The organism is Hydrogenophaga sp., from assembly GCF_026125825.1.
In the GTDB taxonomy this organism is placed as follows: Bacteria; Pseudomonadota; Gammaproteobacteria; order Burkholderiales; family Burkholderiaceae_C; genus Hydrogenophaga.
On the sequence record NZ_JAHCKK010000026.1, the window covers coordinates 24,850 to 49,843 of the forward strand.

General features: G+C 68.1%; 28 protein-coding genes, 1 pseudogene and 1 riboswitch. Of the genes and pseudogenes, 10 read left to right on the top strand and 19 right to left on the bottom strand.

Annotated elements, in window-relative coordinates; translation table 11 throughout:
• Window positions 1–7: 7 nt before the first annotated feature.
• A complete protein-coding gene (gene bamE, locus KIT86_RS10950; RefSeq protein ID WP_297398208.1) occupies window positions 8–535 on the bottom strand; it encodes an outer membrane protein assembly factor BamE in 528 nt (175 codons plus the stop codon).
• Window positions 536–634: 99 nt separating this feature from the next.
• Between bamE and KIT86_RS10955 the strand changes: the two genes are divergently transcribed.
• The 4 genes from KIT86_RS10955 to nadB all read left to right on the top strand — a co-directional run bounded on the left by KIT86_RS10955 (window position 635) and on the right by nadB (window position 5,095).
• A complete protein-coding gene (locus tag KIT86_RS10955; RefSeq protein ID WP_297398210.1) occupies window positions 635–2,278 on the top strand; it encodes a SulP family inorganic anion transporter in 1,644 nt (547 codons plus the stop codon).
• A gap of 59 nt (window positions 2,279–2,337) precedes the next feature.
• Window positions 2,338–2,550: a DUF3460 family protein gene (locus tag KIT86_RS10960; RefSeq protein WP_297398212.1), complete on the top strand. Its 213-nt coding sequence runs from the start codon at window positions 2,338–2,340 to the stop codon at window positions 2,548–2,550.
• A gap of 12 nt (window positions 2,551–2,562) precedes the next feature.
• The gene (locus tag KIT86_RS10965) at window positions 2,563–3,411 is read left to right on the top strand and encodes a ScpA family protein (protein WP_297398214.1); all 849 of its coding nucleotides are present in this window, start codon (window positions 2,563–2,565) and stop codon (window positions 3,409–3,411) included.
• An 85-nt stretch (window positions 3,412–3,496) separates the two neighbouring features.
• Window positions 3,497–5,095: an L-aspartate oxidase gene (gene nadB, locus KIT86_RS10970; RefSeq protein ID WP_297398216.1), complete on the top strand. Its 1,599-nt coding sequence runs from the start codon at window positions 3,497–3,499 to the stop codon at window positions 5,093–5,095.
• 71 nt (window positions 5,096–5,166) lie between these two features.
• Here the strand turns inward: nadB and nadA are convergent, their stop codons facing one another.
• Both nadA and nadC read right to left on the bottom strand, forming a co-directional pair.
• Complete coding sequence (gene nadA / locus KIT86_RS10975) at window positions 5,167–6,276, bottom strand: quinolinate synthase NadA (protein WP_297398218.1); 1,110 nt, start codon at window positions 6,274–6,276, stop codon at window positions 5,167–5,169.
• Between the two features lie 29 nt (window positions 6,277–6,305).
• Window positions 6,306–7,169 (bottom strand): carboxylating nicotinate-nucleotide diphosphorylase, encoded by an 864-nt coding sequence (gene nadC / locus KIT86_RS10980; protein ID WP_297398220.1) that lies wholly within the window; start codon window positions 7,167–7,169, stop codon window positions 6,306–6,308.
• Between the two features lie 72 nt (window positions 7,170–7,241).
• Here nadC and panB point away from each other — a divergent pair, with 72 nt between their 5' ends.
• From panB to KIT86_RS10995, 3 genes are read left to right on the top strand one after another with little or no spacing between them, the layout of a single operon-like run.
• A complete protein-coding gene (gene panB / locus KIT86_RS10985; RefSeq protein WP_297398222.1) occupies window positions 7,242–8,129 on the top strand; it encodes a 3-methyl-2-oxobutanoate hydroxymethyltransferase in 888 nt (295 codons plus the stop codon).
• 15 nt (window positions 8,130–8,144) lie between these two features.
• Window positions 8,145–8,996 carry a pantoate--beta-alanine ligase gene (panC, locus tag KIT86_RS10990; RefSeq protein WP_297398224.1) on the top strand — a complete coding sequence of 284 codons (852 nt, stop codon included), beginning with the start codon at window positions 8,145–8,147 and terminating at the stop codon, window positions 8,994–8,996.
• Between the two features lie 16 nt (window positions 8,997–9,012).
• Entirely contained in the window at window positions 9,013–9,264 is a 252-nt protein-coding gene (locus KIT86_RS10995) for a DUF1272 domain-containing protein (RefSeq protein WP_297398226.1), read from the top strand.
• Here the strand turns inward: KIT86_RS10995 and KIT86_RS11000 are convergent.
• From KIT86_RS11000 to KIT86_RS11015, 4 genes are all read right to left on the bottom strand, one after another.
• A complete protein-coding gene (locus tag KIT86_RS11000) occupies window positions 9,261–10,277 on the bottom strand; it encodes an NAD(P)H-dependent glycerol-3-phosphate dehydrogenase (RefSeq protein WP_297398228.1) in 1,017 nt (338 codons plus the stop codon). The two genes, KIT86_RS10995 and KIT86_RS11000, sit on opposite strands and share 4 nt — an antisense overlap.
• Before the next feature lie 19 nt (window positions 10,278–10,296).
• A complete protein-coding gene (secB, locus tag KIT86_RS11005) occupies window positions 10,297–10,755 on the bottom strand; it encodes a protein-export chaperone SecB (protein WP_291114995.1) in 459 nt (152 codons plus the stop codon).
• A gap of 110 nt (window positions 10,756–10,865) precedes the next feature.
• On the bottom strand, window positions 10,866–11,123 hold the full coding sequence (grxC, locus tag KIT86_RS11010) for a glutaredoxin 3 (protein WP_291114993.1): 258 nt from the start codon (window positions 11,121–11,123) through the stop codon (window positions 10,866–10,868).
• 41 nt (window positions 11,124–11,164) lie between these two features.
• Window positions 11,165–11,575 carry a rhodanese-like domain-containing protein gene (locus tag KIT86_RS11015; protein ID WP_297398231.1) on the bottom strand — a complete coding sequence of 137 codons (411 nt, stop codon included), beginning with the start codon at window positions 11,573–11,575 and terminating at the stop codon, window positions 11,165–11,167.
• A gap of 151 nt (window positions 11,576–11,726) precedes the next feature.
• Here KIT86_RS11015 and gpmA point away from each other — a divergent pair, with 151 nt between their 5' ends.
• From gpmA to KIT86_RS11030, 3 genes are all read left to right on the top strand, one after another.
• Window positions 11,727–12,470, top strand: a complete 744-nt coding sequence (gpmA, locus tag KIT86_RS11020; protein WP_297398233.1) for a 2,3-diphosphoglycerate-dependent phosphoglycerate mutase — start codon at window positions 11,727–11,729, stop codon at window positions 12,468–12,470.
• 152 nt (window positions 12,471–12,622) lie between these two features.
• A complete protein-coding gene (locus tag KIT86_RS11025) occupies window positions 12,623–14,104 on the top strand; it encodes a S41 family peptidase (RefSeq protein WP_297398235.1) in 1,482 nt (493 codons plus the stop codon).
• Window positions 14,105–14,141: 37 nt separating this feature from the next.
• Window positions 14,142–14,894 (top strand): HesA/MoeB/ThiF family protein, encoded by a 753-nt coding sequence (locus KIT86_RS11030; RefSeq protein ID WP_297398237.1) that lies wholly within the window; start codon window positions 14,142–14,144, stop codon window positions 14,892–14,894.
• Window positions 14,895–14,904: 10 nt separating this feature from the next.
• On the opposite strand, the gene KIT86_RS11035 is transcribed toward KIT86_RS11030, so the two are convergent.
• From KIT86_RS11035 to KIT86_RS11090, 12 genes and pseudogenes are all read right to left on the bottom strand, one after another.
• Window positions 14,905–15,408 carry a thermonuclease family protein gene (locus tag KIT86_RS11035; protein WP_297398239.1) on the bottom strand — a complete coding sequence of 168 codons (504 nt, stop codon included), beginning with the start codon at window positions 15,406–15,408 and terminating at the stop codon, window positions 14,905–14,907.
• Window positions 15,405–15,626 (bottom strand): hypothetical protein, encoded by a 222-nt coding sequence (locus tag KIT86_RS11040; RefSeq protein ID WP_297398241.1) that lies wholly within the window; start codon window positions 15,624–15,626, stop codon window positions 15,405–15,407. Before KIT86_RS11040 ends, KIT86_RS11035 begins: the two co-directional genes overlap by 4 nt.
• Before the next feature lie 314 nt (window positions 15,627–15,940).
• Complete coding sequence (locus KIT86_RS11045) at window positions 15,941–16,450, bottom strand: 6,7-dimethyl-8-ribityllumazine synthase (RefSeq protein ID WP_297398243.1); 510 nt, start codon at window positions 16,448–16,450, stop codon at window positions 15,941–15,943.
• Between the two features lie 88 nt (window positions 16,451–16,538).
• Window positions 16,539–16,734, bottom strand: a riboswitch (FMN riboswitch).
• A 77-nt stretch (window positions 16,735–16,811) separates the two neighbouring features.
• Window positions 16,812–17,657 carry a DUF429 domain-containing protein gene (locus tag KIT86_RS11050; RefSeq protein WP_297398245.1) on the bottom strand — a complete coding sequence of 282 codons (846 nt, stop codon included), beginning with the start codon at window positions 17,655–17,657 and terminating at the stop codon, window positions 16,812–16,814.
• A gap of 9 nt (window positions 17,658–17,666) precedes the next feature.
• Window positions 17,667–18,548, bottom strand: coding sequence for an EamA family transporter (locus KIT86_RS11055; RefSeq protein WP_297398247.1), 882 nt, complete (start codon window positions 18,546–18,548; stop codon window positions 17,667–17,669).
• A gap of 107 nt (window positions 18,549–18,655) precedes the next feature.
• Window positions 18,656–19,081 (bottom strand): BLUF domain-containing protein, encoded by a 426-nt coding sequence (locus tag KIT86_RS11060; RefSeq protein ID WP_297398249.1) that lies wholly within the window; start codon window positions 19,079–19,081, stop codon window positions 18,656–18,658.
• 8 nt (window positions 19,082–19,089) lie between these two features.
• Entirely contained in the window at window positions 19,090–19,824 is a 735-nt protein-coding gene (folE, locus tag KIT86_RS11065) for a GTP cyclohydrolase I (RefSeq protein ID WP_297398251.1), read from the bottom strand.
• A gap of 61 nt (window positions 19,825–19,885) precedes the next feature.
• Entirely contained in the window at window positions 19,886–21,721 is a 1,836-nt protein-coding gene (locus tag KIT86_RS11070) for an ATP-dependent DNA ligase (RefSeq protein ID WP_297398253.1), read from the bottom strand.
• Window positions 21,718–22,731 (bottom strand): ligase-associated DNA damage response exonuclease, encoded by a 1,014-nt coding sequence (locus KIT86_RS11075; protein WP_297398255.1) that lies wholly within the window; start codon window positions 22,729–22,731, stop codon window positions 21,718–21,720. Before KIT86_RS11075 ends, KIT86_RS11070 begins: the two co-directional genes overlap by 4 nt.
• A gap of 117 nt (window positions 22,732–22,848) precedes the next feature.
• Window positions 22,849–24,114 (bottom strand): cardiolipin synthase ClsB, encoded by a 1,266-nt coding sequence (clsB, locus tag KIT86_RS11080; RefSeq protein ID WP_297398257.1) that lies wholly within the window; start codon window positions 24,112–24,114, stop codon window positions 22,849–22,851.
• 41 nt (window positions 24,115–24,155) lie between these two features.
• Window positions 24,156–24,884 (bottom strand): endonuclease/exonuclease/phosphatase family protein, encoded by a 729-nt coding sequence (locus KIT86_RS11085; protein ID WP_297398259.1) that lies wholly within the window; start codon window positions 24,882–24,884, stop codon window positions 24,156–24,158.
• Window positions 24,881–24,994, bottom strand: a pseudogene (locus KIT86_RS11090) (dihydroneopterin triphosphate diphosphatase); the annotation flags it as partial. The pseudogene KIT86_RS11090 and the gene KIT86_RS11085, both read right to left, overlap by 4 nt.

Here is a 24,994-nt window from a genome sequence, read left to right on the forward strand (position 1 = left end):
CCGCCGCTCAGCGGTTCTTGTCCAGGTCCGGGTCGCGCGCCGACATCGTGCGGACCACCTTGAGGTCGGCGTCGAACACCACGGTAAAGACCTGGGACTCCCCCACATTGGGGCTCTCGAGGTAGCGCCAGTCGTAGTGCGTCTCGCGCTTGAGCGCGTAGTTGGTGATCTTCATGGGCTTGCCCAGCATGCGGCGCACGGCCTCCATGGGCATGCCCGGCTGCACCTGGGCGAACGTGCGCGGGTTGAGCACCTGGCGCAGCGAGGCCATCTTGCCGTCGGGGCCGATGGTGATCATGTAGTTCGTGTGGCCCGCGGGCTGGCGGTTGTATTCGTAGATCTGCGCACCGTCCTCGCCCTCCCACACCGCCTCGGGCGCGCCGAAGCGTTCGCGCACGTCGGCTTCTGTGGACACACCCTCTTCCAGTTCGCTGATGTTCTGCGGATCGCAGGCGACGAGCAGGCCCGTCAGGCCGATCGCGCCCAGCAGCCCCAGCGCGCCACGCCACGTCTTGCCCCTCGCCGCTGTTCGCATGTCGGTCCTTGTCTGGAATCAAAAGGCCAGTCTAATGCCCGACCCCCTGGCTCAAGCTTGGCCGGCCGCGCGAACCGTAGCCAAAGGTAACATCGGCCCATGTTCCAAGGCCTGCCGCCCCTGGCGCCGTTTCGCCCCCGCCTGCTGAAAGACCTGCACGGCTACAACCGCGAGAAGTTCGCGCGCGACGTGGGTGCGGGCGCCACGGTGGGCATCGTGGCGCTGCCGCTGGCCATGGCCTTCGCGATCGCCAGCGGCCTCAAGCCCGAGGCCGGCCTGTGGACCGCGATCATTGCCGGCTTTCTGATTTCGGCACTGGGCGGCACCTCGATGCAGATCGGTGGCCCGGCCGGCGCCTTCATCGTCATCGTCTACGGCATCGTCGAACGCTATGGCGTGGCCAACCTGCTGATCGCCACCGCCAGCGCCGGCGTGCTGCTGTTCCTGCTGGGCCTGTTTCGCCTCGGCACGCTGGTGCGCTACGTGCCCGTGAGCGTGGTGATTGGCTTCACCAACGGCATCGCGGTGCTGATCGCGCTGTCGCAGGTGCGCGACCTGCTCGGGCTGGAGATCGCCAAGATGCCGGGCAGCTTCTTCGGCCAGATGAAGGCCCTGGCACAGCACATCGACAGCTTCAACCCCTTCGCGTTCGCGCTCGGCGGCCTGTGCGTGCTGGGCCTGTTTGTCTGGCCGCGCCTGTGGGCGGTGGACTTCCAGTTCCGCCGCCAGATCGAGAAACTGGACCGGGTCAGCGCGCTCAAGGCCACCTCGCGCCTGCCCGGGCCGGTGGTGGCCCTGGTCACGCTCACGCTGCTGGCCTGGGCCCTGAGCCTGCCGGTGGAAACCATCGGCACGCGCTTTGGCGGCATCCCGCGCGGCACGCCCGCCTTCGAACTGCCCGACTTCTCCTGGGAGACGGTGCGCCTGCTGGTCACGCCCACGCTGACCATCGCGCTGCTGGGCGCCATCGAATCGCTGCTGTGCGCGCGCGTGGCCGACCAGCTGAGCGACGCGCCCAAGCACGACCCCAACCAGGAGCTGATGGCGCAAGGCATCGCCAACGCCGTGGTGCCCTTCTTCGGCGGCATGCCCGCCACCGGCACCATCGCGCGCACCGTGACCAACATCCGCTCCGGCGCCGCCTCGCCGGTGGCGGGCATGGTGCACGCCCTCACGCTGGCCGCCGTGGTGCTGGTGGCCGCGCCGCTGGCGTACCACATCCCCTTGGCGGTGCTGGCCGGCGTGCTGCTGTTCGTGGCCTGGAACATGGGCGAGTGGCGAGAGTTCGGGCGCCTGAAGCAGTTCAGCAACCACTACCGGCTGATGCTGCTGTCCACCTTCTTCGTCACCATCGTCTTCGACCTGACCGTGGCGGTCGAGCTTGGCCTGGTGCTGGCGGTGGTGCTGTTCGTGCGCCGCCAGAGCGAGATCTTCCGGGCCGAGCCGGTGGCGCGCACCGAACAACAGGCCACCTACAAGCTCTACGGCTCGCTGTTCTTCGGTGCCGTGGCCAAGATCGATCCCATCGTCGCCGACGTGGAGCGCTCCCCCACGCCGCTCAATGTGATGCTCGACGCCAGTCAGATGATCTCGCTCGACACCACCGGCCTGGATGCGCTGGAACAGCTGCACAAGGCGGTGCACAAGCGCGGCGGCCACCTGGGCATGGTGGGCCTGCACGCCCAGCCACGTTCGCTGATCGAACGCTCAGGCTTCGCAGGGCGGCTGAGCACCTTTCAGTGATGGCTGGGGGCGGCCCGGTAAAATCGGCCTATTTCCCTCCGCGCACCACCGAACCCACCATGTCCATCTTCCGCCGCCCCGATTACCAGTCCGACACGACGCAGTTCATCGAGCAGCTCAAGGCCGGCAAGCCGGGGCTGGAGCAGTCGCAGCGCCAGGGCCGCGCCCTGCTCTGGGACAAGCAGATCGACCGCGAATTCCAGGCCAAGGCCGAAGCCGCCCGCGTGCCCCAGCAGCCCTACGTCTACCAGACCGGCTCCGACCACGCCTGATCAGGCCCCGGCATGAGCGATCCGCACACGCTCAACGAGGCCCCGCAGGGCCTGGACGAGGTCCTGCCATCGGTGGTGGACCACGTCGCGCTGGCGCGGCTCTACGGCGAACCGCTGTTTGCCATGCCGCGCGACCTGTACATCCCGCCGGACGCGCTGCAAATCTTCCTGGAGGCCTTCGAGGGCCCGCTGGATCTGCTGCTCTACCTGATCCGCAAGCAGAACTTCAACATCCTCGACATTCCGATGGCGGCCGTGACCCGCCAGTACCTCACCTACGTCGATGAGATTCGCGCCAGCAACCTGGAGCTGGCGGCCGAGTACCTGCTGATGGCGGCCATGCTGATCGAGATCAAGTCGCGCATGCTGCTGCCGCCCAAGAAGACGGCCGAGGGCGAGGAACCCGAAGACCCGCGCGCCGAACTGGTGCGCCGCCTGCTCGAATACGAGCAGATGAAGCTCGCCGCCCACCGCCTGGCCGACAGCCCGCAATACGGCCGCGATTTCCTGCGTGCCCAGGTCTACGTGGAACAGGCCCTGGTGCCGCGCTTCCCCGATGTGAGCGCGATCGACCTGCAAAGCGCGTGGCGCGACATCCTCAAACGCGCCAGGCTCGTGCAGCACCACAAGATCAGCCGCGAGGAGCTCTCCGTGCGCGAGCACATGAGCATCGTGTTGCGCCATTTGCAGGGCCGCAAGTTCGTCGAGTTCGGTGAGCTGTTCGATCCGTCGCAAGGCTCGCCAGTGCTGGTGGTCACCTTCATCGCCATGCTCGAACTCGCCAAAGAGACGCTCATCGAGTTGACCCAGGCCGAGGCCTTCGCCCCCATCTACGTCCGGCTCGCCTACACCCCTGCATGAGCACCCCACGCTGCGCCGCTGCGCGGGTCGGCCACCTTGGGAGCGGCCCGGCGTCGGCCCTGTCCCTCTTCATCCTCTCAACGCCATGACTGATCCACACCGCTTCGACGTCCTCATCATCGGCAGCGGCCTGGCCGGTCTCACCGCCGCGCTGCACCTGGCCAAGACCCATCGCGTGGCGGTGATCACCAAGCGAGCGCTCAGCGACGGCTCGAGCAATTGGGCGCAAGGCGGCATTGCCGCCGTGCTGGCCGAGGGGGACAGCGTGGCCTCGCACGTGGAAGACACCCTGGTCGCCGGCGCCGGTCTGTGTGACCTGGAGGCCACGCAGTTCACCGTGGAGAATGCACCGGCCGCGATCGCCTGGCTGCAGGAACTCGGCGTGCCCTTCTCACTGGAAGACGGCGAGCTGCACCTGACCCGGGAGGGCGGCCACAGCCACCGCCGCATCGTGCACGCGGCCGACGCCACCGGCGCGGCCGTGCAGGCCACGCTGATCGAGCGCGTGCGCGGCACGCCCGAGATCCGGCTGTTCGAGAACCACATGTTGGTGGACCTCATCACCGACCGCCGCCAGCCGGGCGCCAATGCCCAGCCGCGCTGCTTCGGCGCCTACGTGCTCGACACTGAGCGCGACGAAGTCCTGACCTTCAGCGCCACACACACCGTGCTGGCCACGGGCGGGGCGGGCAAGGTCTACCTGTACACCACCAACCCCGACACCGCGACCGGTGACGGCATCGCCGCCGCCTGGCGCGCCGGGTGCCGGGCAGGCAATATGGAGTTCATCCAGTTCCACCCGACCTGCCTGTACCACCCGCATGCCAAGAGCTTTCTCATCACCGAGGCGGTGCGCGGCGAAGGCGGCCACCTCAAGCTGCCGCCCCACCTGGGCAGCCACCGCTTCATGCCCGACCACGACCCCCGCGCCGAGCTCGCCCCGCGCGACGTGGTGGCGCGCGCGATCGATTTCGAAATGAAGAAGCACGGGCTGGACTGCGTGTACCTCGACATCTCGCACCAGCCACCCGAGTTCCTGCGCGAGCACTTCCCCAATATCCTGGCGCGCTGCGCCGAACTGGGCATCGACATCACGCGCGAGCCCATACCGGTGGTGCCGGCCGCGCACTACACCTGCGGCGGCGTGGTGACCGATCTGGCGGGCCACACCGACATCGCCGGCCTCTACGCGGTGGGCGAAACAACCTGCACCGGCCTGCACGGCGCCAACCGCCTGGCCAGCAACTCCCTGGTGGAATGCATGGTGTTCGCGCAGGGCGCGGTCAACGCGATTCGCAACGCGCCCAGCGCGCCCGCCGCACCCACCACGCCGCTGTGGGACGACAGCCGCGTGACCGACGCGGACGAGCAGGTGGTGATCTCGCACAACTGGGACGAGCTGCGCCGCTTCATGTGGGATTACGTGGGCATCGTGCGCACCAACAAGCGCCTGGAACGAGCGGCGCACCGCATCGCGCTGCTGCAGAGCGAGATCCAGGAGTTCTATTCGCAGTTCCACGTCACGCGCGACCTGCTGGAGTTGCGCAACCTGGTGCAGGTGGCCGACCTGATCGTGACATCGGCCCAGTTGCGGCACGAAAGCCGCGGCCTGCACTTCAGCCGCGATTACCCCGGGCTGCTGCCCGAGGCGAAACCGACGATCTTGGTACCGCCCGCGCGCTGAAGCGCCCCAAGGGAGGCGATGCCTGCGGCCTGGCCAAGCCAGCTCCGCGGCATCCTGGGTCACGACACTCGCTATGCCGCGCCGATGTTGGGCACCAGCGCGCCAGGGTTCTGGCCATTGCGCTGCGCGGCCGTGAAGGCGAGCATGCGGTCGATCGGCCGACGCGCCAGCGGGATCAGCGCCGGGTCGACGTGGATCTCGTTGAGGCCCTTTTCGAGAATCTGCGCGACGCCCGCCAGGCCGTTCATCGCCATCCAGGGGCAGTGTGCGCAGCTCTTGCAGGTGGCGCTGTTGCCGGCGGTCGGTGCCTCGATGAACACCTTGCCCGGGTTCTGCTGGCGCAGCATGTGCATCATGCCGTTGTCGGTGGCGACGATGAACTCCGGCGCATCCAGCGTTCGCGCGGCCTTCAGGATCGCCGAGGTCGAGCCCACGGCATCGGCCAGCGCGATCACGTCGGCCGGGCTTTCCGGGTGCACCAGCACCTTGGCCCTGGGGTGCTCCTTCTTGAGCGCCTCGAGCTCGAAGGCCTTGAACTCGTCATGCACGATGCACGAGCCGGTCCACATCACCATGTCGGCGCCGGTCTCGCGCTGGATGTAGGCGCCCAGGTGCTTGTCGGGCGCCCACAGGATCTTGTGGCCCTTGTCCTTGAGGGCCTGCACGATGTCGAGCGCGCAGCTGGAGGTGACCAGCCAGTCCGAACGCGCCTTCACGGCCGCACTGGTGTTGGCGTAGACCACCACGGTGCGGTCGGGATGGGCGTCACAGAAGGTATTGAATTCATCGATCGGACACCCCAGGTCGAGCGAGCAGTTCGCGTCGAGGTCCGGCATGAGCACGGTCTTCTCGGGGCTCAGGATCTTGGCCGTCTCGCCCATGAAGCGCACGCCCGAGACCACCAGCGTGGTCGCGGCGTGGTCGCGCCCGAAACGCGCCATCTCCAGCGAATCGCTGACGATGCCGCCGGTCTCGATGGCGAGGTCCTGCAGGTCGGGGTGCACGTAGTAGTGCGACACCATGACCGCGTTGCGCTCCTTGAGCAGCTGGCGGATGCGCTCCTTGAGCGCAGCGCGCTGCCTGGGGCCGGGCTCGACCGGCACGCGCGCCCAGGCATGCTGCGTGGGGCAGGCCGGCTGTTCGTATTCCACGTCGATGACGGAAGAGTCTGCGGTATTCATGGGGTCGTTGTGTCTGGGAGTTCCGCGCTTCAGAGCGTCTGGAAGCGCATGGAAAAATCGGTGGCCTTGACGTCCTTGGTGAGGGCGCCGACAGAGATGCGGTCAACCCCGGTTTCTGCAAGGGCCCGCACGGTGTCCAGGTTCACACCACCGGAGATTTCAAGCACCGCGCGGCCCGCGTTGAGCCGCACCGCCGCGTGGAGCGTGGGGATGTCCATGTTGTCGAGCAGGACCATGGTGGCGCCGCAGGCCAGGGCCTCTTCGAGCTGGGCCAGGGTCTCGACCTCGATCTCGACGAAACGCGCCTCGGGCGCGGTCTCGCGCACACGCTGCAGCACCTGCGCCACGCCGCCGGCCGCGGCGATGTGGTTTTCCTTGATCAGCACCGCGTCGTACAGGCCGATGCGGTGGTTCACGCCGCCGCCGGTCTTGACCGCGTACTTCTGGGCCAGGCGCAGGCCTGGCAGCGTCTTGCGCGTGTCCACGATCTGCGCGCGCGTGCCGGCCACCGTGTCGACAAAGGTGGCGGTCTTGGTGGCCACGGCCGAGAGCAGCTGCAGGAAATTGAGTGCGGTGCGCTCGGCGGTGAGCAGCGATTGCGCGCGGCCTTGGATGGAGAGCACGGTCTGGTCGGCAGCGCAGCGCTGGCCTTCGCCGACGTGCCAGGTCAAGGTGGCCTCGGGGTCGAGCGCGTGCACGGCGGCCTCCACCCAGGGCGTGCCGCAGATCACGGCCGCTTCGCGCGCCAGAATGCGGGCCTGCGCGGGACGCTGCGCGTCCACCAACGCGGCGGTCAGGTCACCGGTGCCCACGTCTTCGGCCAGCGCCTGCGCCACATCGCGCCGGGCCAGCTCCTGCACGTCGGCCAGGGTGAATTCAGAGAGGTGTTTCATGGGGCGCAAGCATAGCGGTTTGGTCTATAGTGCCCGATTCTCACCCACCCCCAACCCCTGCGGGAATTCCAGATGAGCACCCCCACAACCCCCACGCCCATGGCCACCCCCTACGGCACCCTGCCCGCGGCCTCGCCCCTGCCCCAGCGCAAACCGGTGAGCCTGCCGCGGTTGAGTGAGCTGCGCGAGCGCGGCGAAAAGATCACCATGCTCACCGCCTACGACGCGACCTTCGCCGCCGTGGCCGACGCCGCCGGCGTGGAGTGCATCCTGGTCGGTGATTCGCTGGGCATGGTGTGCCAGGGCCTGCCCAGCACGGCGGGGGTGACGCTGGAGACCATGGCCTACCACGTGGAGAGCGTGGCTCGCGGCCTGCGCCGCGTGCAGGGCACGGCCTGGCTGCTCGGTGACCTGCCGTTCGGCAGCTACCACGAGTCCAAGGAGCAGGCCATGCGCAGCGCGGCGCAGCTGGTGCACGCGGGTGCCCACATGATCAAGCTCGAAGGCGGCGGCTGGACCGCCGATACCGTGCGCTTTCTCGTGGAACGCGGCATCCCTGTGTGCGCCCACCTGGGCCTGACCCCGCAGACCGTGCACGCCCTGGGCGGCTACCGCGTGCAGGGCCGTGGCGACGCGGCCGCACTCACGCTCAAGCGCCACGCGCTGGAGCTGCAAGACGCCGGCGCCACCATGCTGGTGCTCGAGATGGTGCCGGCCGCGCTGTCGGCCGAGATCACCGGCCAGCTGCCGCATTGCCACACCATCGGCATCGGTGCGGGCAAGGGCACGGCAGGCCAGGTGCTGGTGATGCACGACATGCTCGGCGTGAACCTGGGCAAGAACCCGAAGTTTGTGCGCAACTTCATGGAAGGCGCCAGCAGCGTGCGCGATGCCATGGCCGCCTACGTGGCCGCCGTGAAGGACGGCAGTTTCCCCGACGACAGCCTGCACGCCTGGTAAATCAACGATCCACCCATGAAACTCGTTCACACCATCGAAGAGCTGCGCGCCGCGCTGCGGCCCTTCAACGCGCCTGCCCTCGTGCCCACCATGGGCAACCTGCACGCCGGCCACCTGGACCTGGTGCGCGCCGCCAAGCCGCTGGGCGACGTGACCGTGGCCAGCATCTTCGTCAACCGCCTGCAGTTCGCGCCGCACGAGGACTTCGACACCTACCCCCGCACCCTGCAGGCCGACTGCGACAAGCTCGCAGCCGAAGGCTGCGACGTGGTGTTCGCCCCATCGGAGAAAGAGCTGTACCCCGAGCCCCAGGGCTTCAAGGTGCAGCCGCCCGCCGAACTGGCCGACATCCTCGAAGGCCATTTCAGGCCCGGCTTCTTCACCGGGGTCTGCACCGTGGTGATGAAGCTGTTCCAGTGCGCGCTCACCGAAGGCAAGGGCCCGCGCCACGCGGTCTTCGGGCAGAAGGACTACCAGCAGCAGATGGTGATCCGCCGCATGGCTCAGCAGTTCGCCTTGCCGGTGAACATCGTGAGCGTGCCCACCCAGCGCGCGGCCGACGGCCTGGCGCTGAGTTCGCGCAATGGTTATCTGAGCGAGACCGAGCGCGCCGAGGCGGTGCAGCTCTCGCTGGCCTTGCGGGCGCTCGGGCGCGATGCCCTGGCCGCCGCCGATGGCCTGGCGCGGCACCTGCCGGGCCTGGAGGAGCGTGCCATGAAGGCCCTGGCCGCGCGCGGCTGGCAGCCCGACTACCTCACCGTGCGCCGCCGCACCGATCTGCAGGTGCCGCAGGCCGGCGACCCACTGGTCGTGCTGGGCGCGGCGCGCCTGGGCAAGACACGGCTGATCGACAACTTTGAAATCTGAGCTTCGGAGGTTCGCCATGCTGCAACTGCGCCCCAACTGCGAATGCTGCAACCGGGACCTGCCCAACGAAAGCACCGAGGCGCGCATCTGCACCTTTGAATGCACGTTCTGCAGCGACTGCGCGGACACCCGGCTGAACCACACCTGCCCCAACTGTGGCGGCGAATTGGTGCGCCGCCCGCGCCGACCGGCCGCGGCACTGGCGCGCCATCCGGCCTCGACCGAGCGCGTGCTCCAACCCGAAGGCTGCGCGCCGGCGGCCGCCTAGAGGCCTTCTTCTTTCGGGTCGCGCCCCATGAGCGCGGCCACGGCCTGCGCTGGCTTCAGACGGCCCTCGATCAAGGCCACCACGCCCTCGCTGATCGGCATGTCCACGCCGAGCAGGCGCGCGCGCTGCACCGCGGTGCGCGCGCTGTACACGCCTTCGGCCACGTGGCCCAGCGAATCCACCGCCTGCTGAAGGCTCATGCCCTGCGCCAGCAACTGGCCGACCCGGCGGTTGCGCGAGAGGTCGCCGGTGGCGGTGAGAACCAGATCGCCCAGGCCCGACAGGCCCATGAATGTCTCGGCTCGTGCGCCCAGGGCCAGCCCCAGGCGCGTCATTTCAGCCAGGCCACGCGTGATCAACGCGGCGCGCGCGTTCAGACCCAGCTCCAGGCCATCGCACAGGCCGGTGGCGATGGCCAGCAGGTTTTTCACCGCGCCGCCCACTTCGACGCCCACGATGTCCTCGTTGGCATACACGCGCAGCGTGGGACTGTGGAACGCGGCAACCAGCACGTCGCGCACGCTGGCGTGTTCGCTCGCCGCCACCAGCGCGGTCGGCTGGCCCCGCGCCACTTCCTGCGCGAAGCTCGGACCGCTGAGCACCCCGGCCTTGAGCCGCGGCGCCACCTGGGCACGCACCTCATGGCCCAACAGGCCAACGCCCCCTTCGCGCGGTGCCTCGAAGCCTTTGCACAGCCAGGCCACGGGCGCAGGATGCGAGGCCAGCGCCTCCAACATGCCGCGCAGGCCCGACATGGGCGTGGCGATGATCAGCAGGTCGGCACCGGCCAGCATCTTCGAGGCGGCATCGAGCCGACCGTCCTCGATGCCCATCGACGGTGGCAAGGCCACACCCGGCAGGTAGCGCCGGTTCTCGCGCCGCGTGCGCATCTCATCGGCCTGCTGCGCGTCGCGCGCCCACAGCGTCACCTGGCGGAACTCGCCGCCTTGGGCGGCCGCGCCGACGGCCAGCGCGGTGCCCCAGGCGCCCGCTCCGAGCACGACGATGTTCATGGGTCCCCCGCGAGAGGACTTACTGCGTGACGATGCGCGGCGCGTCGTCGGCGGCTTGCGCCTGCTGTTGCTCGTACATGGCCTGGAAATTGATTTCGGCCAGGTGCACCGGCGGGAAGCCGCCGCGCTGGACGATGTCGGCCACGTTGCTGCGCAGGTAGGGGTAGACGATCTGCGGGCAGGCAATGCCCATGATCGGGCCCATCTGGTCCTGCGGCAGGTTGCGGATTTCGAAGATGCCTGCCTGTTTGGCCTCGACCAGGAACACGGTCTTGTCCTTGATCTTGGTGGTCACCGTGGCGGTGACGCAGACCTCGTACACCCCGTCGGCCACGGGGCTGGCTTCCACGCCCAGCTGGATGTCCACCGTGGGCTGTTCCTGTTCCAGCAGGATGGCCGGGGAATTGGGTTGCTCCAGGGACGCTTCCTTGAGGTAGACGCGCTGGATCTGGAAGATGGGGTCCTGGTTTTCTGCCATGGTGGTGTCTCGAAAGAATCGGAGAGGAAAAAACAAACCCGCCGGGGATCGAAGTCCCTGCGGCGGGCACTGTCCGGGATTATGTCAGCCCGGCAAGGCAGCGAACGGGATCAAGCCTGCAGCATCGGCACGAGGCCGCCACGCCCATCGAGCGCATGGAGGTCGTCGCAGCCGCCCACATGGGTGTCCCCGATGAAGATCTGGGGCACGCTGGTGCGCCCGGTAAGCTGCGTCATCTGGGCGCGCAGTTCAGGCTTGCCATCCACGTACACCTCCTCGAGGTCGGAGACGCCTCGTCGGTCGAGCAGGGCCCGGGCCCGGCTGCAATAAGGGCAGTACGCACTGGTGAACATCTTGACCTTGGCCATGCGGAACTCCTGTCAAACCGGATGAAAACAGGGCCAGATGATCAGGCTTTTTCCACCGGCAGGTTGGCCGTGCGCCAGGCACCCATGCCGCCGGTCAGGGCATGGGCATGCTCGTAACCCAGCTTGCGGGCGATGGCCACGCCCTTGTTGGCGTTCGCGCCATTGGCGCACACGAAAATCAGCGGGAGCGCCTTGTTCTTGACCGTGGTCGGCAGCTTGGCCTCCAGCTCGGCCAGCGGCAGGTGCTTCGCGCCGATGACGTGACCGGACGCAAAACCCTCGGCGTCGCGCACGTCCACCACCACCGCCTTGTCACGGTTCATGAGCTGCACGGCTTCGGTCGTGTTGAGGGACCCCGCCCGACCACCCGCAGAGGCCAGCGGCCAGAGCAGGAAGGCCCCGGACGTGATGGCGACGGCAATCAGAACCCAGTTTTCGATGAAGAAACTCACAGATACACCTTTCGAGTAAGCCCGGGATTTTAGAATGCTTGGCTGTGCCGCGCCGGCCCCGCTCCGGTGGCACGTCACCCGACAGGCCGCATGGCCCGGCTTGTGATCTTCCGTCCGTCCCCATTTCCGATCTTCAACGCACGCCCTGCCCATGTACAAACTCGTCCTGATTCGCCATGGCGAATCCACCTGGAACCTGGAAAACCGCTTCACCGGCTGGACCGACGTGGACCTCACCCCCACCGGTCTGGAACAGGCCAAGAACGCTGGCCGGCTGCTCAAGGCCGAAGGCTACGATTTCGATCTGGCCTACACCAGCGTGCTCAAGCGCGCCACGCGCACCTTGTGGCATGCGCTGGACGAGATGGACCGCACCTGGCTTCCCGTGGTGCACAGCTGGCGCCTCAACGAGCGCCACTATGGTGCATTGCAAGGCCTGAACAAGGCCGACATGGCCAAGAAGTACGGTGACGAGCAGGTGCTGGTCTGGCGGCGCAGCTACGACACGCCGCCGCCGGCCCTGGACGCCAGCGACCCGCGCAGCGAGCGCGGCGACCGCCGCTACGACCGCCTCAAGCCCGAGGACATTCCGCTCACCGAGTGCCTCAAGGACACGGTGGCACGCGTCTTGCCTTTCTGGAACGAAGCCATGGCGCCGGCGATCAAGGCCGGCAAGCGGGTGGTGGTGGCGGCGCATGGCAACAGCATCCGCGCCCTTGTGAAGTACCTCGACGGCATTTCCGACAACGACATCGTGGGCGTGAACATCCCCAACGGCATTCCGCTGGTGTACGAGCTCGATGCCGATCTGAAGCCGATCCGGCATTTCTACCTGGGCGACGCCGAGGCCGCGGCCAAGGCCGCCGCGGCGGTGGCCGCGCAGGGCAAGGCCTGAAACCGGCGATCCGTCACGACACCCCGGGGAATACCACTGCGCAGCCCCGGGAACCGAAGCATCTCGCCATGCTCCAAGGTGTATATTGACCCGAGAGGGTCTCGCAGGCCCTGCACGGGCTTTTTTACTGGGGTAATTCGATGGCAAAACAGGTGAGTCACAAGCTGAAGATCGCAGGCTGGGTGGCCATTGGCGTGGTGGCTGGTGCGCTGACCACGGTGCAGCTGCAGGCGGTGGCACGTGGCGCACTGGCGCCGCTGCCGCTGGAGGAACTGCAGCAGCTCGCTGCGGTCTTCGGCATGGTCAAGAGCGACTATGTGGAGCCGGTGGACGAGAAGAAGCTCATCTCCGAAGCCATTTCGGGCATGGTGGCGAGCCTGGACCCGCATTCCCAGTACTTCGACAAGAAGTCCTTCAAGGAATTCCGCGAGGGCACCAGCGGACGCTTCGTGGGCGTGGGCATCGAAATCACGATGGAGGACGGCCTGGTCAAGGTCGTGTCGCCGATCGAGGATTCCCCCGCATTCCGCGCCGGCCTCAAGACCGGTGACCTGATCACCAAGATCGACGACACGCAGGTCAAGGGCCTGAGCATCAACGACGCGGTCAAGCTCATGCGCGGGGAGCCCCGCACCAAGGTGCTGCTCAACATCTACCGCAAGGAAGAGAACCGCAGCTTCCCCGTGACGATCACGCGCGAGGAAATCAAGACGCAGAGCGTGAAGTCGCGCGTCGTGGAACCCGGTTACGCATGGGTGCGCGTCTCGCAGTTCCAGGAGCGCACGATCGAGGATTTCGCCCGCAAGATGGAAGACATCTACAAGGCGGACCCCAATCTCAAGGGCATGGTGCTCGACCTGCGCAACGACCCGGGTGGGCTGCTCGATGCGGCCGTCGCCCTGTCCGCCGCCTTCCTGCCCGAGAACGTCACCGTGGTGTCCACCAATGGCCAGCTGGAGGACAGCAAGTTCACGTACAAGGCCATTCCGCAGCACTACCTGCGCCGTGGCGGCAGCGACCCGATCAAGCGCCTGACCGACAACACCCAGGGCGCGCTTAAGCGCGTGCCGCTGGTGGTGCTGGTCAACGAAGGCTCGGCCTCGGCCAGCGAGATCGTCGCTGGCGCCCTGCAGGACCACAAGCGCGCCACCATCCTGGGCAGCCAGACCTTCGGCAAGGGCTCGGTGCAGACGGTGCGCCCGCTGGGTCCCGATACCGGCCTGAAGCTCACCACGGCGCGCTATTACACGCCTTCGGGCAACTCCATTCAGGCCAAGGGCATCGTGCCCGATGTGATGGTCGATGAAACGCCCGAGGGCAATGTGTTCGCCGCGCTGCGCACGCGCGAGGCCGATCTTCAGAAGCACCTGAACAACGGCACCGAGGCCGCCAAAGGCGATCAGGCCATGACCGACGCCCAGCGCGCCGCCGAACAGCAGCGCGACGAGGCCCGCGAAGCTGCGCGCAAGCGCCTGGAAGAGGAAGCCAAGAAGAACCCGAACCAGCGCCTTGTGCCCGAGTTCGGGACCGACAAGGACTTCCAGCTGACGCAGGCGCTCAACCAGCTCAAGGGCCAGCCGGTGCTGATCAGCAAGACGCTGTCGGTGCGCACCGAAGAGAAAAAAGAAAACTGATGGATGCCGCGGGCGCTCGCCGCCCGCGGCAACACCCTTGGACGACGCCCAGCTCCTGCGCTATTCGCGCCACATCCTGCTCAACGAACTCGGGGTCGAGGGCCAAGAGGCCCTGCTGGCTTCGAACGCACTGGTGATCGGCGCAGGCGGCCTCGGCTCTCCCGTGGCGCTGTACCTCGGCAGTGCCGGTGTCGGCCACATCACCCTGGTGGACCACGACACCGTCGACGAGACCAATCTGCAACGGCAGATCGCGCACAACCTGGCGCGCGTGGGCCACCTCAAGGCCGAATCGGCCCGGGAGGCGATCACCGCCATCAACCCGGACGTGCGTGTGACCACCGTCACCCAGCGGGCCGATGCGGCGCTGCTGGAGCAGCTGGTGTCGCAAGCCGACGTGGTGCTCGATTGCACCGACAACTTCGCCACCCGACACGCCATCAACCGCGCCTGCGTGCGCCATCGCAAGCCGCTGGTGTCCGGCGCGGCGATCCGCATGGATGGCCAGCTCAGCGTGTTCGACTCACGGACCCCGGGCAACCCGTGTTACGCCTGCGTGTTTCCCGAGGACGCCGGGGTGGAAGAGGCCCTGTGCGCCACCATGGGCGTGTTCGCGCCCTTGGTGGGCATCGTGGGCACGATGCAGGCGGCCGAGGCGCTCAAGCTGCTGACCGGCTTGGGCTCGCGCCTCACGGGCAAGCTGCTGATGATCGACGGCCGGGACCTGGCCTTCACGCCCATCTCGCTGCCGCAGAACCCGCAATGCGCGGTCTGCGGCGGCGCCCACTGAGCCCCCTTCCTCAGTCCGGCCGCTGGCAAGGGCCGTGGCGGCGCCGGAAGTCGCGCGGCAACTCGGCCGAGGCCTGGGCAAACAGGCCTTTTCGGCCCTGCCTGGCGCGCGCCTCCTCGGCCTGGAACGGGCCCAGGCTGCGGCGCCAGCGGTAAGACCAGGCATGACCTTGCGCCACCATCCAGGCGGCGATGTCGTCGTCCTGGTGCCTGATCCTGGCCAGCCCACGCCCGTAGTCGTCGCGGTGTCGAACGCTGACCGCCACCACCTGGTTCAACACCCGCCGGGCCAGGACATCGCGCGAGGCGGTGCCACCGGCCTGGCAGATTTCGGGCGCGTCGACGCCATCCAGGCGAAGCTTTTGGTAGCGGCCACCGTCCAGCGGCTTGACCCACAAGGTATCACCGTCAAACACGCGGGTGACCCGGGCGGCATACACCTCAGGTTGATCCGCCGCCTGCAGCGTCCCGGCGCTGGCCAGCGCCAGGAGAGCCCAGAGGACCGCCCGCCTCAACCCTTCTTGCCGCCCAGCACCAGCAGCGCTGCGCCGACCACGATGGCGCCGACGCCAGCCCACACCGGCACGTTGACGGTTTCCTTTTGCTTGACCGACAGCTCCAGCGGTCCCAGCTTCACGGCTTCCGTGTCCTTGGTGTAACTGAAGCTGCCGTAGACCAGGCCGAGCACACCGGCGACGATAAGAACGATACCGACCAGCTTGGCTGCATTCATGGGGATTCCCTCGATGGCTTGTGCTTCCGCCGGCCGACCCCAGTGTCGGCGGCGCAGCGCAAGCGCCGATGATGCACCAAGTGCGGACTCCCGGTGCGCGACCCGGCTCAGGGCGCCGAACAGCGCGGCCGCCCAGGCAAGGCCAGACCGCGGCTTCAAGCCTGCCCGGGATCGCCGGATGCCATCAGATCTGGACCGCATCCCGCCCACCAGAGCTGCGCCACGAAAGGGCGCAGACGGGCGAAGGCTGGCGTTGCAGCGACATGGCGAACGACTTGTGCCCCATCGCCGCCGCGCGCTCAAGGCGCCGGTCTTCAGGCGACGGTGGTCGGGCTCAGCAGCGCGTCCAGGCGGCGCAGGCCGGCAACGGTCTGCAGGCAGGCCTGAGCGGCTTCGGTGCCTTTGACGGCAAAGTGGCGCAGGAAGTACTTCCGGTGCTCGGCATGTTCGTGGAAATGGTGCGGCGTGAGCACGGCCGAGATCATCGGCACGCCGGTGTCGAGCTGCACATCCATGAGCGCCTGCACCACCGTCTGCGAGACGAAGTCGTGGCGGTAGATGCCGCCGTCGACCACCAGCGCGCTGCCGACGATGGCGGCGTAGCGGCCAGAGCGGGCCAGCCGCTGGGCGTGCAGCGGGATCTCGAATGCACCGGGCACATCGAAGACATCGATGGCCTCGGCACCGAAGCCCGCTTGGGCCATTTCGGCGAAGAAAGCGTCGCGCGCCTGGTGAACGATGTCGGCGTGCCAGGCAGCTTCGACGAACGCAAAGCGAAGGCCGGCGGGAAGGTGAAGGTGGTGGGAAGACTCGGTCTGATTCATGGTGTCCTCAAAAAAAGGAGGGGCCAACAAATCAGGGCGCACAAGCGCACGCGCCACCGGCACGCGAGCGCGCACGGAGGAGCCTGGCTCGCGCTCTCTTTCATCCGGACTGTCAAGCGGGTCGGTCAGACCCGCTTCTTACCGTCGGTCCCGGGATCTCACCGGGTCTGCTGACCCCCTGCGCCGGACGGACCGGCGCAGGGGCGCTCGCGGCACTCGTGCGGTCGTGTCGCCACGCCGCCATCACCGCCGGTGGGGAGTTTCACCCCGCCCTGAGAACGCTTGTGTGCGGCGCGAACGCCGTACCCGATGCATTCTAGGCAGTGCCGCATTCCCGCGCAGTCGCACGGTTACCCGATCTTCAGGCGGTGACGATCCAGCCCTCGAGTGGGTCGAACGCCGGCAAGCCCCAGCGCGGCAGGCCGGCGCGGTGCTGCTGTTCCGCCCAGGCGGCCTGCAACAGGCAGAGCACGGCGTCCAGGCGATCGCCGCTGGCGTCGTCGGCCAGCGCATCGCGCTGGGCGTGCGTCAGCCTCAGGCGCAGGCCCACGGCCTGCAGCAGCGGGGCCTGGCCGTTCTCCAGCGCGTTGATGAGCGTCTTGCGGGCGATCAGGCGCTCGGCCGTCTGTTTGGCCTTGTCGTCGCTCTTGTACGACACCGCGCCCAGCACGCTGCGCGCGAGCAGGCCCGGATAGGCCTCCAGCCCCACACGGCTGCCATCACCCTCGCACAGGCCCGGCAGGGTGACGCCAGCGGCGATCAGGCGCGGCACGCCCGCGTGCAGCATGAAGGCCACCGGGGGATTGACCCACTTCATGCTCGGGCTGGAGCCGGCGGGGCCGTCGGTGGCCCGGTGCGCGAACTTGCCGCCCACGGGCCGCGCATCGCAGAAAGCGGCAAAGGCCTCGCGAATCGACTCACGGCTCAGGCTGCCATAGTGCGCCATGCAGCCCAGCCAATCGGTGGGCCAACCCAAGGTGGTGACGAGTTCGCGAGGCAGACCGAAGGGCAGATCGAAGCCGCCCACCCAGCGGCCCGGTGCCGCGAGGCGCTCGCTCCAGGCCTCGAGCGACTCGAAGTGCTCCACCCCCTGGAGTACCACGCGGCCCCGGTCGGCCTGGCCCACGGCGAGGGTGATGGGCTTGCGCCGGCTCGGCGCGCTGCTGAAGTCGCAGCCCAGCAGCTGAAAGCCCGCCACTTCACGCATGGCCGCCGCTCACCCGAGGGCCAGCGCGGTCACGCCGGCGGCGATGCACAAGGCACCAAAGATGCGCGCCACGCGGTCACCTTCGCCCAGCAAGTGGCCGCCGATCAGTGCCGCGAACAGCATGGACACTTCGCGCGCCGGCGCGACGTGCGACAGCGGCGCTTCGCGCATGGCGTAGAGCACCAGCACATAGGCGATGGGGCTGACCACGGCCACGAGCAACGCGTAACGCCACTGCACGCGCCAAAGCTGTCTGGCCGTGGGCAGGTCGCGCAGCACGGCAGGCGCCAGCAGCCCAACGCGCACGAAGTTGCCCATGTAGTCGACCAGAATGGGCGACATCAGCAAAACCTTGACCGCATAGCCATCCACCACGGTGTAGGAGGCGATGAACACACCGGTGAGCACGCCGTAGACCATGCCCTTGTGCACGCGCCGCCGCGCCACCGGGTCGTGTGCAGCGCGCAGCAGGCCAGGGCCACCGGCGATCAGGAACACGCCGCCCACCACGCCCAGGATGCCCACAGCGCCCAGCGCCGAGATGCGCTCACCCAGGAAGACGATGGCCACCAGCGAGGACAAGAGCGGCCCCGAGCCCCGCGCCATGGGGTAGACCACGGTGAGGTCGGCCTTGCGGTAACCGCGCAGCAGGATCACGTAGTAGATGACGTGCAGCACGCCGCTGGCCACCACGAACGCCCATTCCGTCGCGCCCCAGCGCGGCACCTCCTCGCGGCCCAGCCACCAGCCCAGCGGCGCCCACACCAGCATCATCAGAAAGGCGTTGAAGAAAGCGAAGCGCGCGTCGCCCGCGGCCTTCTTGGCGACGATGTTCCAGCCGGCGTGGATCAGGCCTGCCAGCACGATGAGACAGAACGCGTTGAACGACATGCAGCGTCAGAAGAAGCCAAGCCCCAGGGGCACAGAGGGTCCGGCTGCGCCGGCCCGAGGTGCCGTTCCCCCTCGAGGCGCCGCGCAGCAGCGCATGGGGGAGATCCTCAAGCTCTGCCGATGATGCTGGCGGTGGCCATCAGCTCTTCGAGCAGGGCCAGCGAAACCCGGCCCGAGACGGCGTAAGGATCGAACTCCGGGCGTTCGGAGTACTTCAGGACGATGGAGGTGTTGAGCTTGGAAAGATTGACCTGGCCCATGGTCCAGCCACCGAAGCGGCGCTCGGTGATCTCTTCGTAGTGCAGCAGCACCACCTCGGTGTGGCGCGGGTCGGCCACGATGTGGTTGTAGAGGTTGTTCACGGCATTGCGGCCGCCCTCGATGGCCTGAAGGAACACGCCGCCGCCGTAGCAAAGCACGCCGGTGATGCCGTTGCCCAGGTTGTGGGTGCGCGACGACTCCAGGATGGATTCGATGGCTTTGGCGGAGTCCTTGTCGACAGCGCGGCTGACGTAGAGCAGGCGTACCAGCATTTTGTGCCTCAGGATTGACGGGGGATGAGGGCCAGGAATTCGCGGCGCAGGTTGGGGTCCTTGAGAAACACGCCGCGCATGACCGAATTGATCATCTTGCTGTGCATGTCCTTCACGCCACGCCAGGCCATGCAGTAGTGGCTGGCCTCCATCACCAGCGCCAGGCCGTCGGGCTGGGTTTTCTCCTGGATCAGGTCGGCCAGCTGCACCACGGCCTCTTCCTGGATCTGCGGGCGGCCCATGATCCACTCGGCCAGGCGAGCGTACTTGGACAGGCCGATCACGTTGGTGTGCTCATTGGGCATGACGCCGATCCAGATCTTGCCGATGACCGGGCAGAAGTGGTGGCTGCAGGCACTGCGCACCGTGATCGGGCCGACGATCATCAGCTCGTTGAGGTGCTCGGCATTGGGAAATTCGGTGATGCTCGGAGCCTTCACATAGCGGCCGTTGAACACCTCCTTGAGGTACATCTTGGCCACGCGGCGCGCGGTGTCGCCGGTGTTGTGGTCGTTCTCGGTGTCAATGACCATCGCATCGAGCACGCCCTGCATCTTCTCGGTCACTTCGTCGAGCAGTTTCTCCAGCTCGCCTGGCTGGATGAACTCGGCGATGTTGTCGTTGGAGTGAAAGCGCTGGCGTGCGGCCTTCACGCGCTCGCGGATCTTGACGGAGACGGGCACGCCGTGGTCGTCGTCGGGGGAGGCTGCGGGGGTCATGTCGGATGCGGTTTTCGTCAGCATGGGGCATGCTAACACCGGACTTCCCAGGACTGCCCGGCCTGGGGGCATTGCGCAATGGGCCTCAGCCGCCCATGCCGGCCAGCAGTTGCTCCAGGTCCTGCAGGGTATTGGCCTCGTGCAGCGGCTTGTCGTCGCGGATGCGCTGCATGCGGGGAAAACGCAGCGCCACGCCGCTCTTGTGGCGCGAGCTGCGCGCAATGCCCTCGAACGCGAGCTCGAACACCAGCGTGGGCCGCACACTGCGCACGGGGCCGAACTTCTCCAGAGTGTTCTGGCGGATGACCGCGTCCACCGCCTTGAACTCCTCATCGGTCAGGCCCGAATAGGCCTTGGTGAACGCCACGAGCTGCAGGCCACCGGGGTCGGCCGGGCGGCGTTGCGCGATGGCTTCGACCACCGCCTGCGCCTCGGCCGCATCCACCGGCGGGCGGTTCCACACTGCAAAGGTGTAGTCGGTGTAGACCGAGGCGCGGCGCCCGTGGCCGGCCTGGGCGTAGATCAGCACGCCGTCGATGGTCAGCGGGTCGATCTTCCATTTCCACCACGCCAGCAGACCCGGGCCCTCGCCGCGCTTCTGCCGTCCTGTGCCGTAAGCGCTTTCGCGGTGCTTGAGCATCAGCCCTTCCACGTCCAGCGGGCGCGCCTGCGCGCGCCAGCGCGCCAGCTCGGCCCAGTCTCTGGCTGGTATCAGGGGCGAGAGCCACAGGTGCGGACCAGGGGTGTCGTTGAGCGCGGCGACCAGGGCCTCCAGGCGCAGGCGGCGTTCGTGCTGCGGTACCTGGCGCAGGTCGTCGTGCCCGGCTTCGAGCAAGTCGTAGGCCATGAAACTGACCGGCGCTGCGGCCAGCACCTTGGGGCCCAACGTCTTGCGCCCGATGCGCTGCTGCAGCAGGGCAAACGGCGCAGGCCCCCCCGATCGGTCGCTGCCGGGAAGCCGGGGCGTGGCCGGCTCGCCGTCGTCCCATACCAGGATCTCGCCGTCCAGCACGGTACCGTCGGGCCATCGCTGTGCGAGCGCCTGCAGCTCGGGGAAGCGCTCGCTCATCAGTTCTTCGCCGCGAGACCACACCCAGACCTGCCCGGCGCGCTTGACAATCTGGCCCCGGATGCCATCGAATTTCCACTCGGCCAGCCAGTCGCTCGCGGGGCCTAGGCGGGCTTCCATCGTCTGGGCCGTGCCTGCGCTCGCCATCTCCATGGGCAGGAGATCGTCGCCGGCCTCCGCGTTGAGCGGACTGGCCAGGAAGAAGGGGTAGGGCAGACTGGGATCGCGGCCCCCCTGGCCCTCGCCGGCCGCTTCGGCTGGCGCGACCAGGGCGCGGTATTGGGCAGGCGTGGGCAAGCGTTTGCTGTCGGTGAAGCCCATCATGCGCGCGGCCACCAGCTTGGCGTCCAGCCCGGCGTGCAAGGCGATGGCGCGCTGCACCAGCAGCTTGCTCACCCCCACCCGAAAGCCCCCGCCCACCAGCTTCACCAGCAGGAAGCGCCCGGCGGCGTCGAGTTCGCGCCACCACGCACCCAGGGCCATGGCCACGGCCTCGTCCCCCTGTCCACGCAGGGGCAGCAGCCGTTCCTCCATCCACTCGCTCAGCCGTGTCTCCATGCCTTGGGCCTGCTGCGGCAAGGGCAGCACCAGCGCAATCGTCTCGGCCAGATCGCCCACCGCCTGGTAGCTGGCCTCGAACAACCACTCGGGCAGACCCGAGGCGGCGATGGCCTGCGCGCGCAATTGCGCCGTCTTGATGAGCTGGCGCGGCTTGCCGCCGGCCAGAAAGTACACGGCCCATGCTGCATCGGCGTCGTCCACTTCAGCCAGGTAGCGTCGCAATGCAGCCACCTTGGCGTTGGTCGCGGTGGTCGCGTCCAGTTCGTCGAACAGGGCCGCGAAACGCTTCATGCGCCGGCCTCGGTCTCGTCGCCGTACTCGGTGTCGAAGCTTTCGGCCTGCAGGCCCTGTTCCTGCAGGTAGCGGACCAGCACCGGGACACTGCCGTGCGTGACGATGACGCGCTCCGCCCCGCTGGCACCGATGGCGCTGAGCAGGCCGGGCCAGTCGGCGTGGTCGCTGAGCACGAAGCCGCGATCCAGGCCGCCGCGCCGCCGCCAGCCGCGCACCTGCATCCAGCCGCTGGCAAAGGCGTCGGAAAAATCACCGAAGCGCTTGATCCAGGGGGTGCCCAGCGCCGAGCCCGGGCACAGCACCAATGCGCGGCGCAGGGTGGCGGGGTCGCTGATCTCGCTCACCTGCAGCGTGTCGGGCAACGGAACGCCGGCCGCGCGGTAGGCGCGGTTCAGCGGCTCCACCGCGCCATGGCACACGATGGGACCGATGGAGGCGTCCACCCCGGCAAGAATGCGCTGCGCCTTGCCCAGGCTGTAGCAGGACAGCACGCTGGCGCGGCCGGTGCTGGCGTTGTCCTGCCACCAGCGGTTGATCTCGCCAAACAACTCGGCATCGGAGCGCCAGCGGTAGATCGGCAGGCCAAAGGTGGACTCGGTGATGAACACGTCGCAACGCACCGGCTCGAACGGGGCGCAGGTGCGGTCGGGCACGGCACCGGCGGGCGTGGTCCGGTAGTCGCCGCTGGCGACCCAGACGCGCCCCTGGTGCTCCACCCTCACCTGGGCGGAGCCGAGCACGTGGCCCGCCGGGTGCAGCGAAAGCCGAACGCCGTGGTGCTCCACCGCCTCGCCATAGGCCAGGCCCTGAAGGCGAATGTCCGCCCCCAGCCGCGAGCGCAGCAAGCCCTCGGACACTGCGGTGGCCAGGTAGTGCGCATGGCCGGTGCGCGCGTGGTCGGCATGGGCGTGCGTGATGACGGCGCGCTCCACGCGGCGCCAGGGGTCGATGTAGAAATCGCCCGGTGGACAGTACAGCCCCTCGGGCCGCTGGACGATCAGGTCCAAGCCACCCCCCACCTCGCCTCACGCCACTCGCAACGAGAGCGGCACCCCTCACCAGAGCCACCCAGGGCCGGCCACGCAGAAGGAAAGTCACGCCACGGCGCAGGGGCGAGTTTCATTTCAGTACCGATGACCGGTCACGAACAAGGTCATCCGCATGACGGCAAAGGCAATGCGGTCGAGCTGGCGCTGCACCCAGGGGCGCCGGTTGAGGGCGCTGGCGTCGATCAACTCGCCGGTGCGTTGCAGCAGCCCGTCGAGATGGGCGTGCAGCAGGCTGGAGAAACGCCGGTCGCTGGTCATCACATTGGCCTCGCGCGCCAGCAGCATGGACAACGGGTCGAGGTTGGTGGACCCCACGGTGGACCAGCGCCGGTCCACCACGGCGACCTTGGCATGCAAGGCGCTGGGCGCGTACTCGTGGATCTCGATGCCCGCGTCCACCAGCCGCTGGTACACCGGGCGCGCCGCGCGGTACTGCAGGAAGTGCTCGTAGCGCCCCTGCAGGAGCAGGCGCACGCGCACGCCACGGGCGGCGGCCATCGTGAGCGCGCGGCGCAGCTTGCGCCCGGGGATGAAGTAAGCATTGGCGATCACCACTTCCTGCCGCGCCTCGCCAATGGCTTTCAGGTAAGCACGCTCGATGTCGTGCCGGTGGGTCACGTTGTCGCGCAGCAGCAGCGTGGCGCGCGCCCCATCCACCCCCAGCGGGGACGGCGCAGACTCGCCATCGGCGCCCTGCCCTCCCGCGTCCTCCTGCGCCTCGGCCAAGGCTTCGATTTTCTGCAGCAGGCGGGAGAAATCGCCCACCGGGCGCGAGGCCCGCAGCGCGTCCCAGGCGGCCTTGAACTCCCGCTGGCGCACGCGCCGGGCCGCCAGGGTGCGCCACCAGAGCTGTTCCATGGTGTCCACCATGTCCTCCACCAGGGGGCCGGCCACGCGCAGCGCGAAGTCCAGCCGGGGCGCGGTCAGCCGGCCCAGCGCGACGTCGTCCTGGTCGTCGATGATGTTGATGCCGCCACAGAACCCCACCACCCCATCGACCACGCAAAGCTTGCGGTGCAGCCGACGCCAGTTGCGTGGCGCCAGCAGCCCCAACCGGCCCAGCGGCGCATAGATGCGCATCACCACACCGGCCTCGGCAAAGCGGCGCTGCCACTCCTGGGGCACCGCGGGGGTGCCCACGCCATCGATGAGCAGCCGCACCACGACGCCGCGCCGCGCCGCGCGCTCCAGCGCCTCGGCCACGCCGAGGGCCGAGCCTGCGAACTCGAAGATGTAGGTCTCCAGATGCACCACCATGCGCGCTGCGTCCATCGCTTCGACGAGCGCGGGAAAAAACTCCGCACCGCCTTGGAGCAACAGCAGCTGGTGGCCCCTTCGCATAGATGCGTGCCGCGCGCTTGCCGAACGAAGGGGCGCCGCGCTCACAGTTCGAGCTCGGCGATCAGCGGCAGGTGGTCCGACATGCGCGACCACACCCGGCCGTGCGGCACGTGGGCCGACACCGGCCGCAGGCCGCGCGCGAAGATGCGGTCCAGGTGCAGGAGCGGCAGTCGCGAGGGATAGGTGGCCAGGCGGATGCCCTCGAAGGTGCGCAGGTCGAGTGCCGCCATGGGACGCAGCAGTTGTGCACCCCAGTCGTTGAAGTCGCCCGCCACCACCAGCGGCGCGCTTAACGGCACGGCGGTGGCGATGTACTCGCCCAGGCGCTGCACCTGGCGCTCGCGGCTGGCGTGGATCAGCCCCAGGTGCACCACCACCACATGCACATCGGCACCATCGACCAGCAACTGCACATGCAACAGGCCGCGCTGCTCGAAGCGATGGTCGGACACGTCGGAGTGCTTGATGTCGATCACCGGCCAGCGCGAGAGCAGTGCGTTGCCGTGTTCGCCATGGCGCGTGATCGCGTTGGTCCGGTAGACCGATTCGTAACCCTCGGGCGAGAGATAGCCCGCCTGATCGAGTTCGGGCCATCGGGTGAAGTGCTTTTCGAGCTTGCGGTTGTGGCGCCGCACCTCCTGCAGGCACACAATGTCGGCATCGAACTGCTCCACCGCATGGGCGATGTTGTGGATCTCCAGCCGGCGCCCCGGCCCGATGCCTTGCACGCCTTTGTGGATGTTGTAGGTCGCGATCCTGACGATGCTCATGGGCAAATCATGCCACCAAGGCGCGGCAGCCAGCCAATGGCCTCGGCGTTGGATGGGGAGAAGCAGCGCTCGGCGGCCTGCGTCCAGGGAAGCCACACCTGGCTGCGGTG

What these genes read in the sequence shown, in the direction of transcription:
- KIT86_RS11085 (WP_297398259.1), bottom strand. Translation starts at nt 24,884, where the DNA reads ATGAGCATCGTCAGGATCGCGACCTACAACATCCACAAAGGCGTGCAA.
- KIT86_RS11000 (WP_297398228.1), bottom strand. Translation starts at nt 10,277, where the DNA reads ATGAACATCGTCGTGCTCGGAGCGGGCGCCTGGGGCACCGCGCTGGCC.
- grxC (WP_291114993.1), bottom strand. Translation starts at nt 11,123, where the DNA reads ATGGCCAAGGTCAAGATGTTCACCAGTGCGTACTGCCCTTATTGCAGC.
- folE (WP_297398251.1), bottom strand. Translation starts at nt 19,824, where the DNA reads ATGCTGACGAAAACCGCATCCGACATGACCCCCGCAGCCTCCCCCGAC.
- nadA (WP_297398218.1), bottom strand. Translation starts at nt 6,276, where the DNA reads ATGAATACCGCAGACTCTTCCGTCATCGACGTGGAATACGAACAGCCG.
- nadB (WP_297398216.1), top strand. Translation starts at nt 3,497, where the DNA reads ATGACTGATCCACACCGCTTCGACGTCCTCATCATCGGCAGCGGCCTG.
- KIT86_RS10965 (WP_297398214.1), top strand. Translation starts at nt 2,563, where the DNA reads ATGAGCGATCCGCACACGCTCAACGAGGCCCCGCAGGGCCTGGACGAG.
- bamE (WP_297398208.1), bottom strand. Translation starts at nt 535, where the DNA reads ATGCGAACAGCGGCGAGGGGCAAGACGTGGCGTGGCGCGCTGGGGCTG.
- secB (WP_291114995.1), bottom strand. Translation starts at nt 10,755, where the DNA reads ATGGCAGAAAACCAGGACCCCATCTTCCAGATCCAGCGCGTCTACCTC.
- clsB (WP_297398257.1), bottom strand. Translation starts at nt 24,114, where the DNA reads ATGCGAAGGGGCCACCAGCTGCTGTTGCTCCAAGGCGGTGCGGAGTTT.
- panB (WP_297398222.1), top strand. Translation starts at nt 7,242, where the DNA reads ATGAGCACCCCCACAACCCCCACGCCCATGGCCACCCCCTACGGCACC.
- KIT86_RS10995 (WP_297398226.1), top strand. Translation starts at nt 9,013, where the DNA reads ATGCTGCAACTGCGCCCCAACTGCGAATGCTGCAACCGGGACCTGCCC.
- KIT86_RS11040 (WP_297398241.1), bottom strand. Translation starts at nt 15,626, where the DNA reads ATGAATGCAGCCAAGCTGGTCGGTATCGTTCTTATCGTCGCCGGTGTG.
- panC (WP_297398224.1), top strand. Translation starts at nt 8,145, where the DNA reads ATGAAACTCGTTCACACCATCGAAGAGCTGCGCGCCGCGCTGCGGCCC.
- KIT86_RS11060 (WP_297398249.1), bottom strand. Translation starts at nt 19,081, where the DNA reads ATGCTGGTACGCCTGCTCTACGTCAGCCGCGCTGTCGACAAGGACTCC.
- KIT86_RS10955 (WP_297398210.1), top strand. Translation starts at nt 635, where the DNA reads ATGTTCCAAGGCCTGCCGCCCCTGGCGCCGTTTCGCCCCCGCCTGCTG.
- KIT86_RS10960 (WP_297398212.1), top strand. Translation starts at nt 2,338, where the DNA reads ATGTCCATCTTCCGCCGCCCCGATTACCAGTCCGACACGACGCAGTTC.
- KIT86_RS11045 (WP_297398243.1), bottom strand. Translation starts at nt 16,450, where the DNA reads ATGAATCAGACCGAGTCTTCCCACCACCTTCACCTTCCCGCCGGCCTT.
- KIT86_RS11050 (WP_297398245.1), bottom strand. Translation starts at nt 17,657, where the DNA reads ATGCGTGAAGTGGCGGGCTTTCAGCTGCTGGGCTGCGACTTCAGCAGC.
- nadC (WP_297398220.1), bottom strand. Translation starts at nt 7,169, where the DNA reads ATGAAACACCTCTCTGAATTCACCCTGGCCGACGTGCAGGAGCTGGCC.
- KIT86_RS11070 (WP_297398253.1), bottom strand. Translation starts at nt 21,721, where the DNA reads ATGAAGCGTTTCGCGGCCCTGTTCGACGAACTGGACGCGACCACCGCG.
- gpmA (WP_297398233.1), top strand. Translation starts at nt 11,727, where the DNA reads ATGTACAAACTCGTCCTGATTCGCCATGGCGAATCCACCTGGAACCTG.
- KIT86_RS11055 (WP_297398247.1), bottom strand. Translation starts at nt 18,548, where the DNA reads ATGTCGTTCAACGCGTTCTGTCTCATCGTGCTGGCAGGCCTGATCCAC.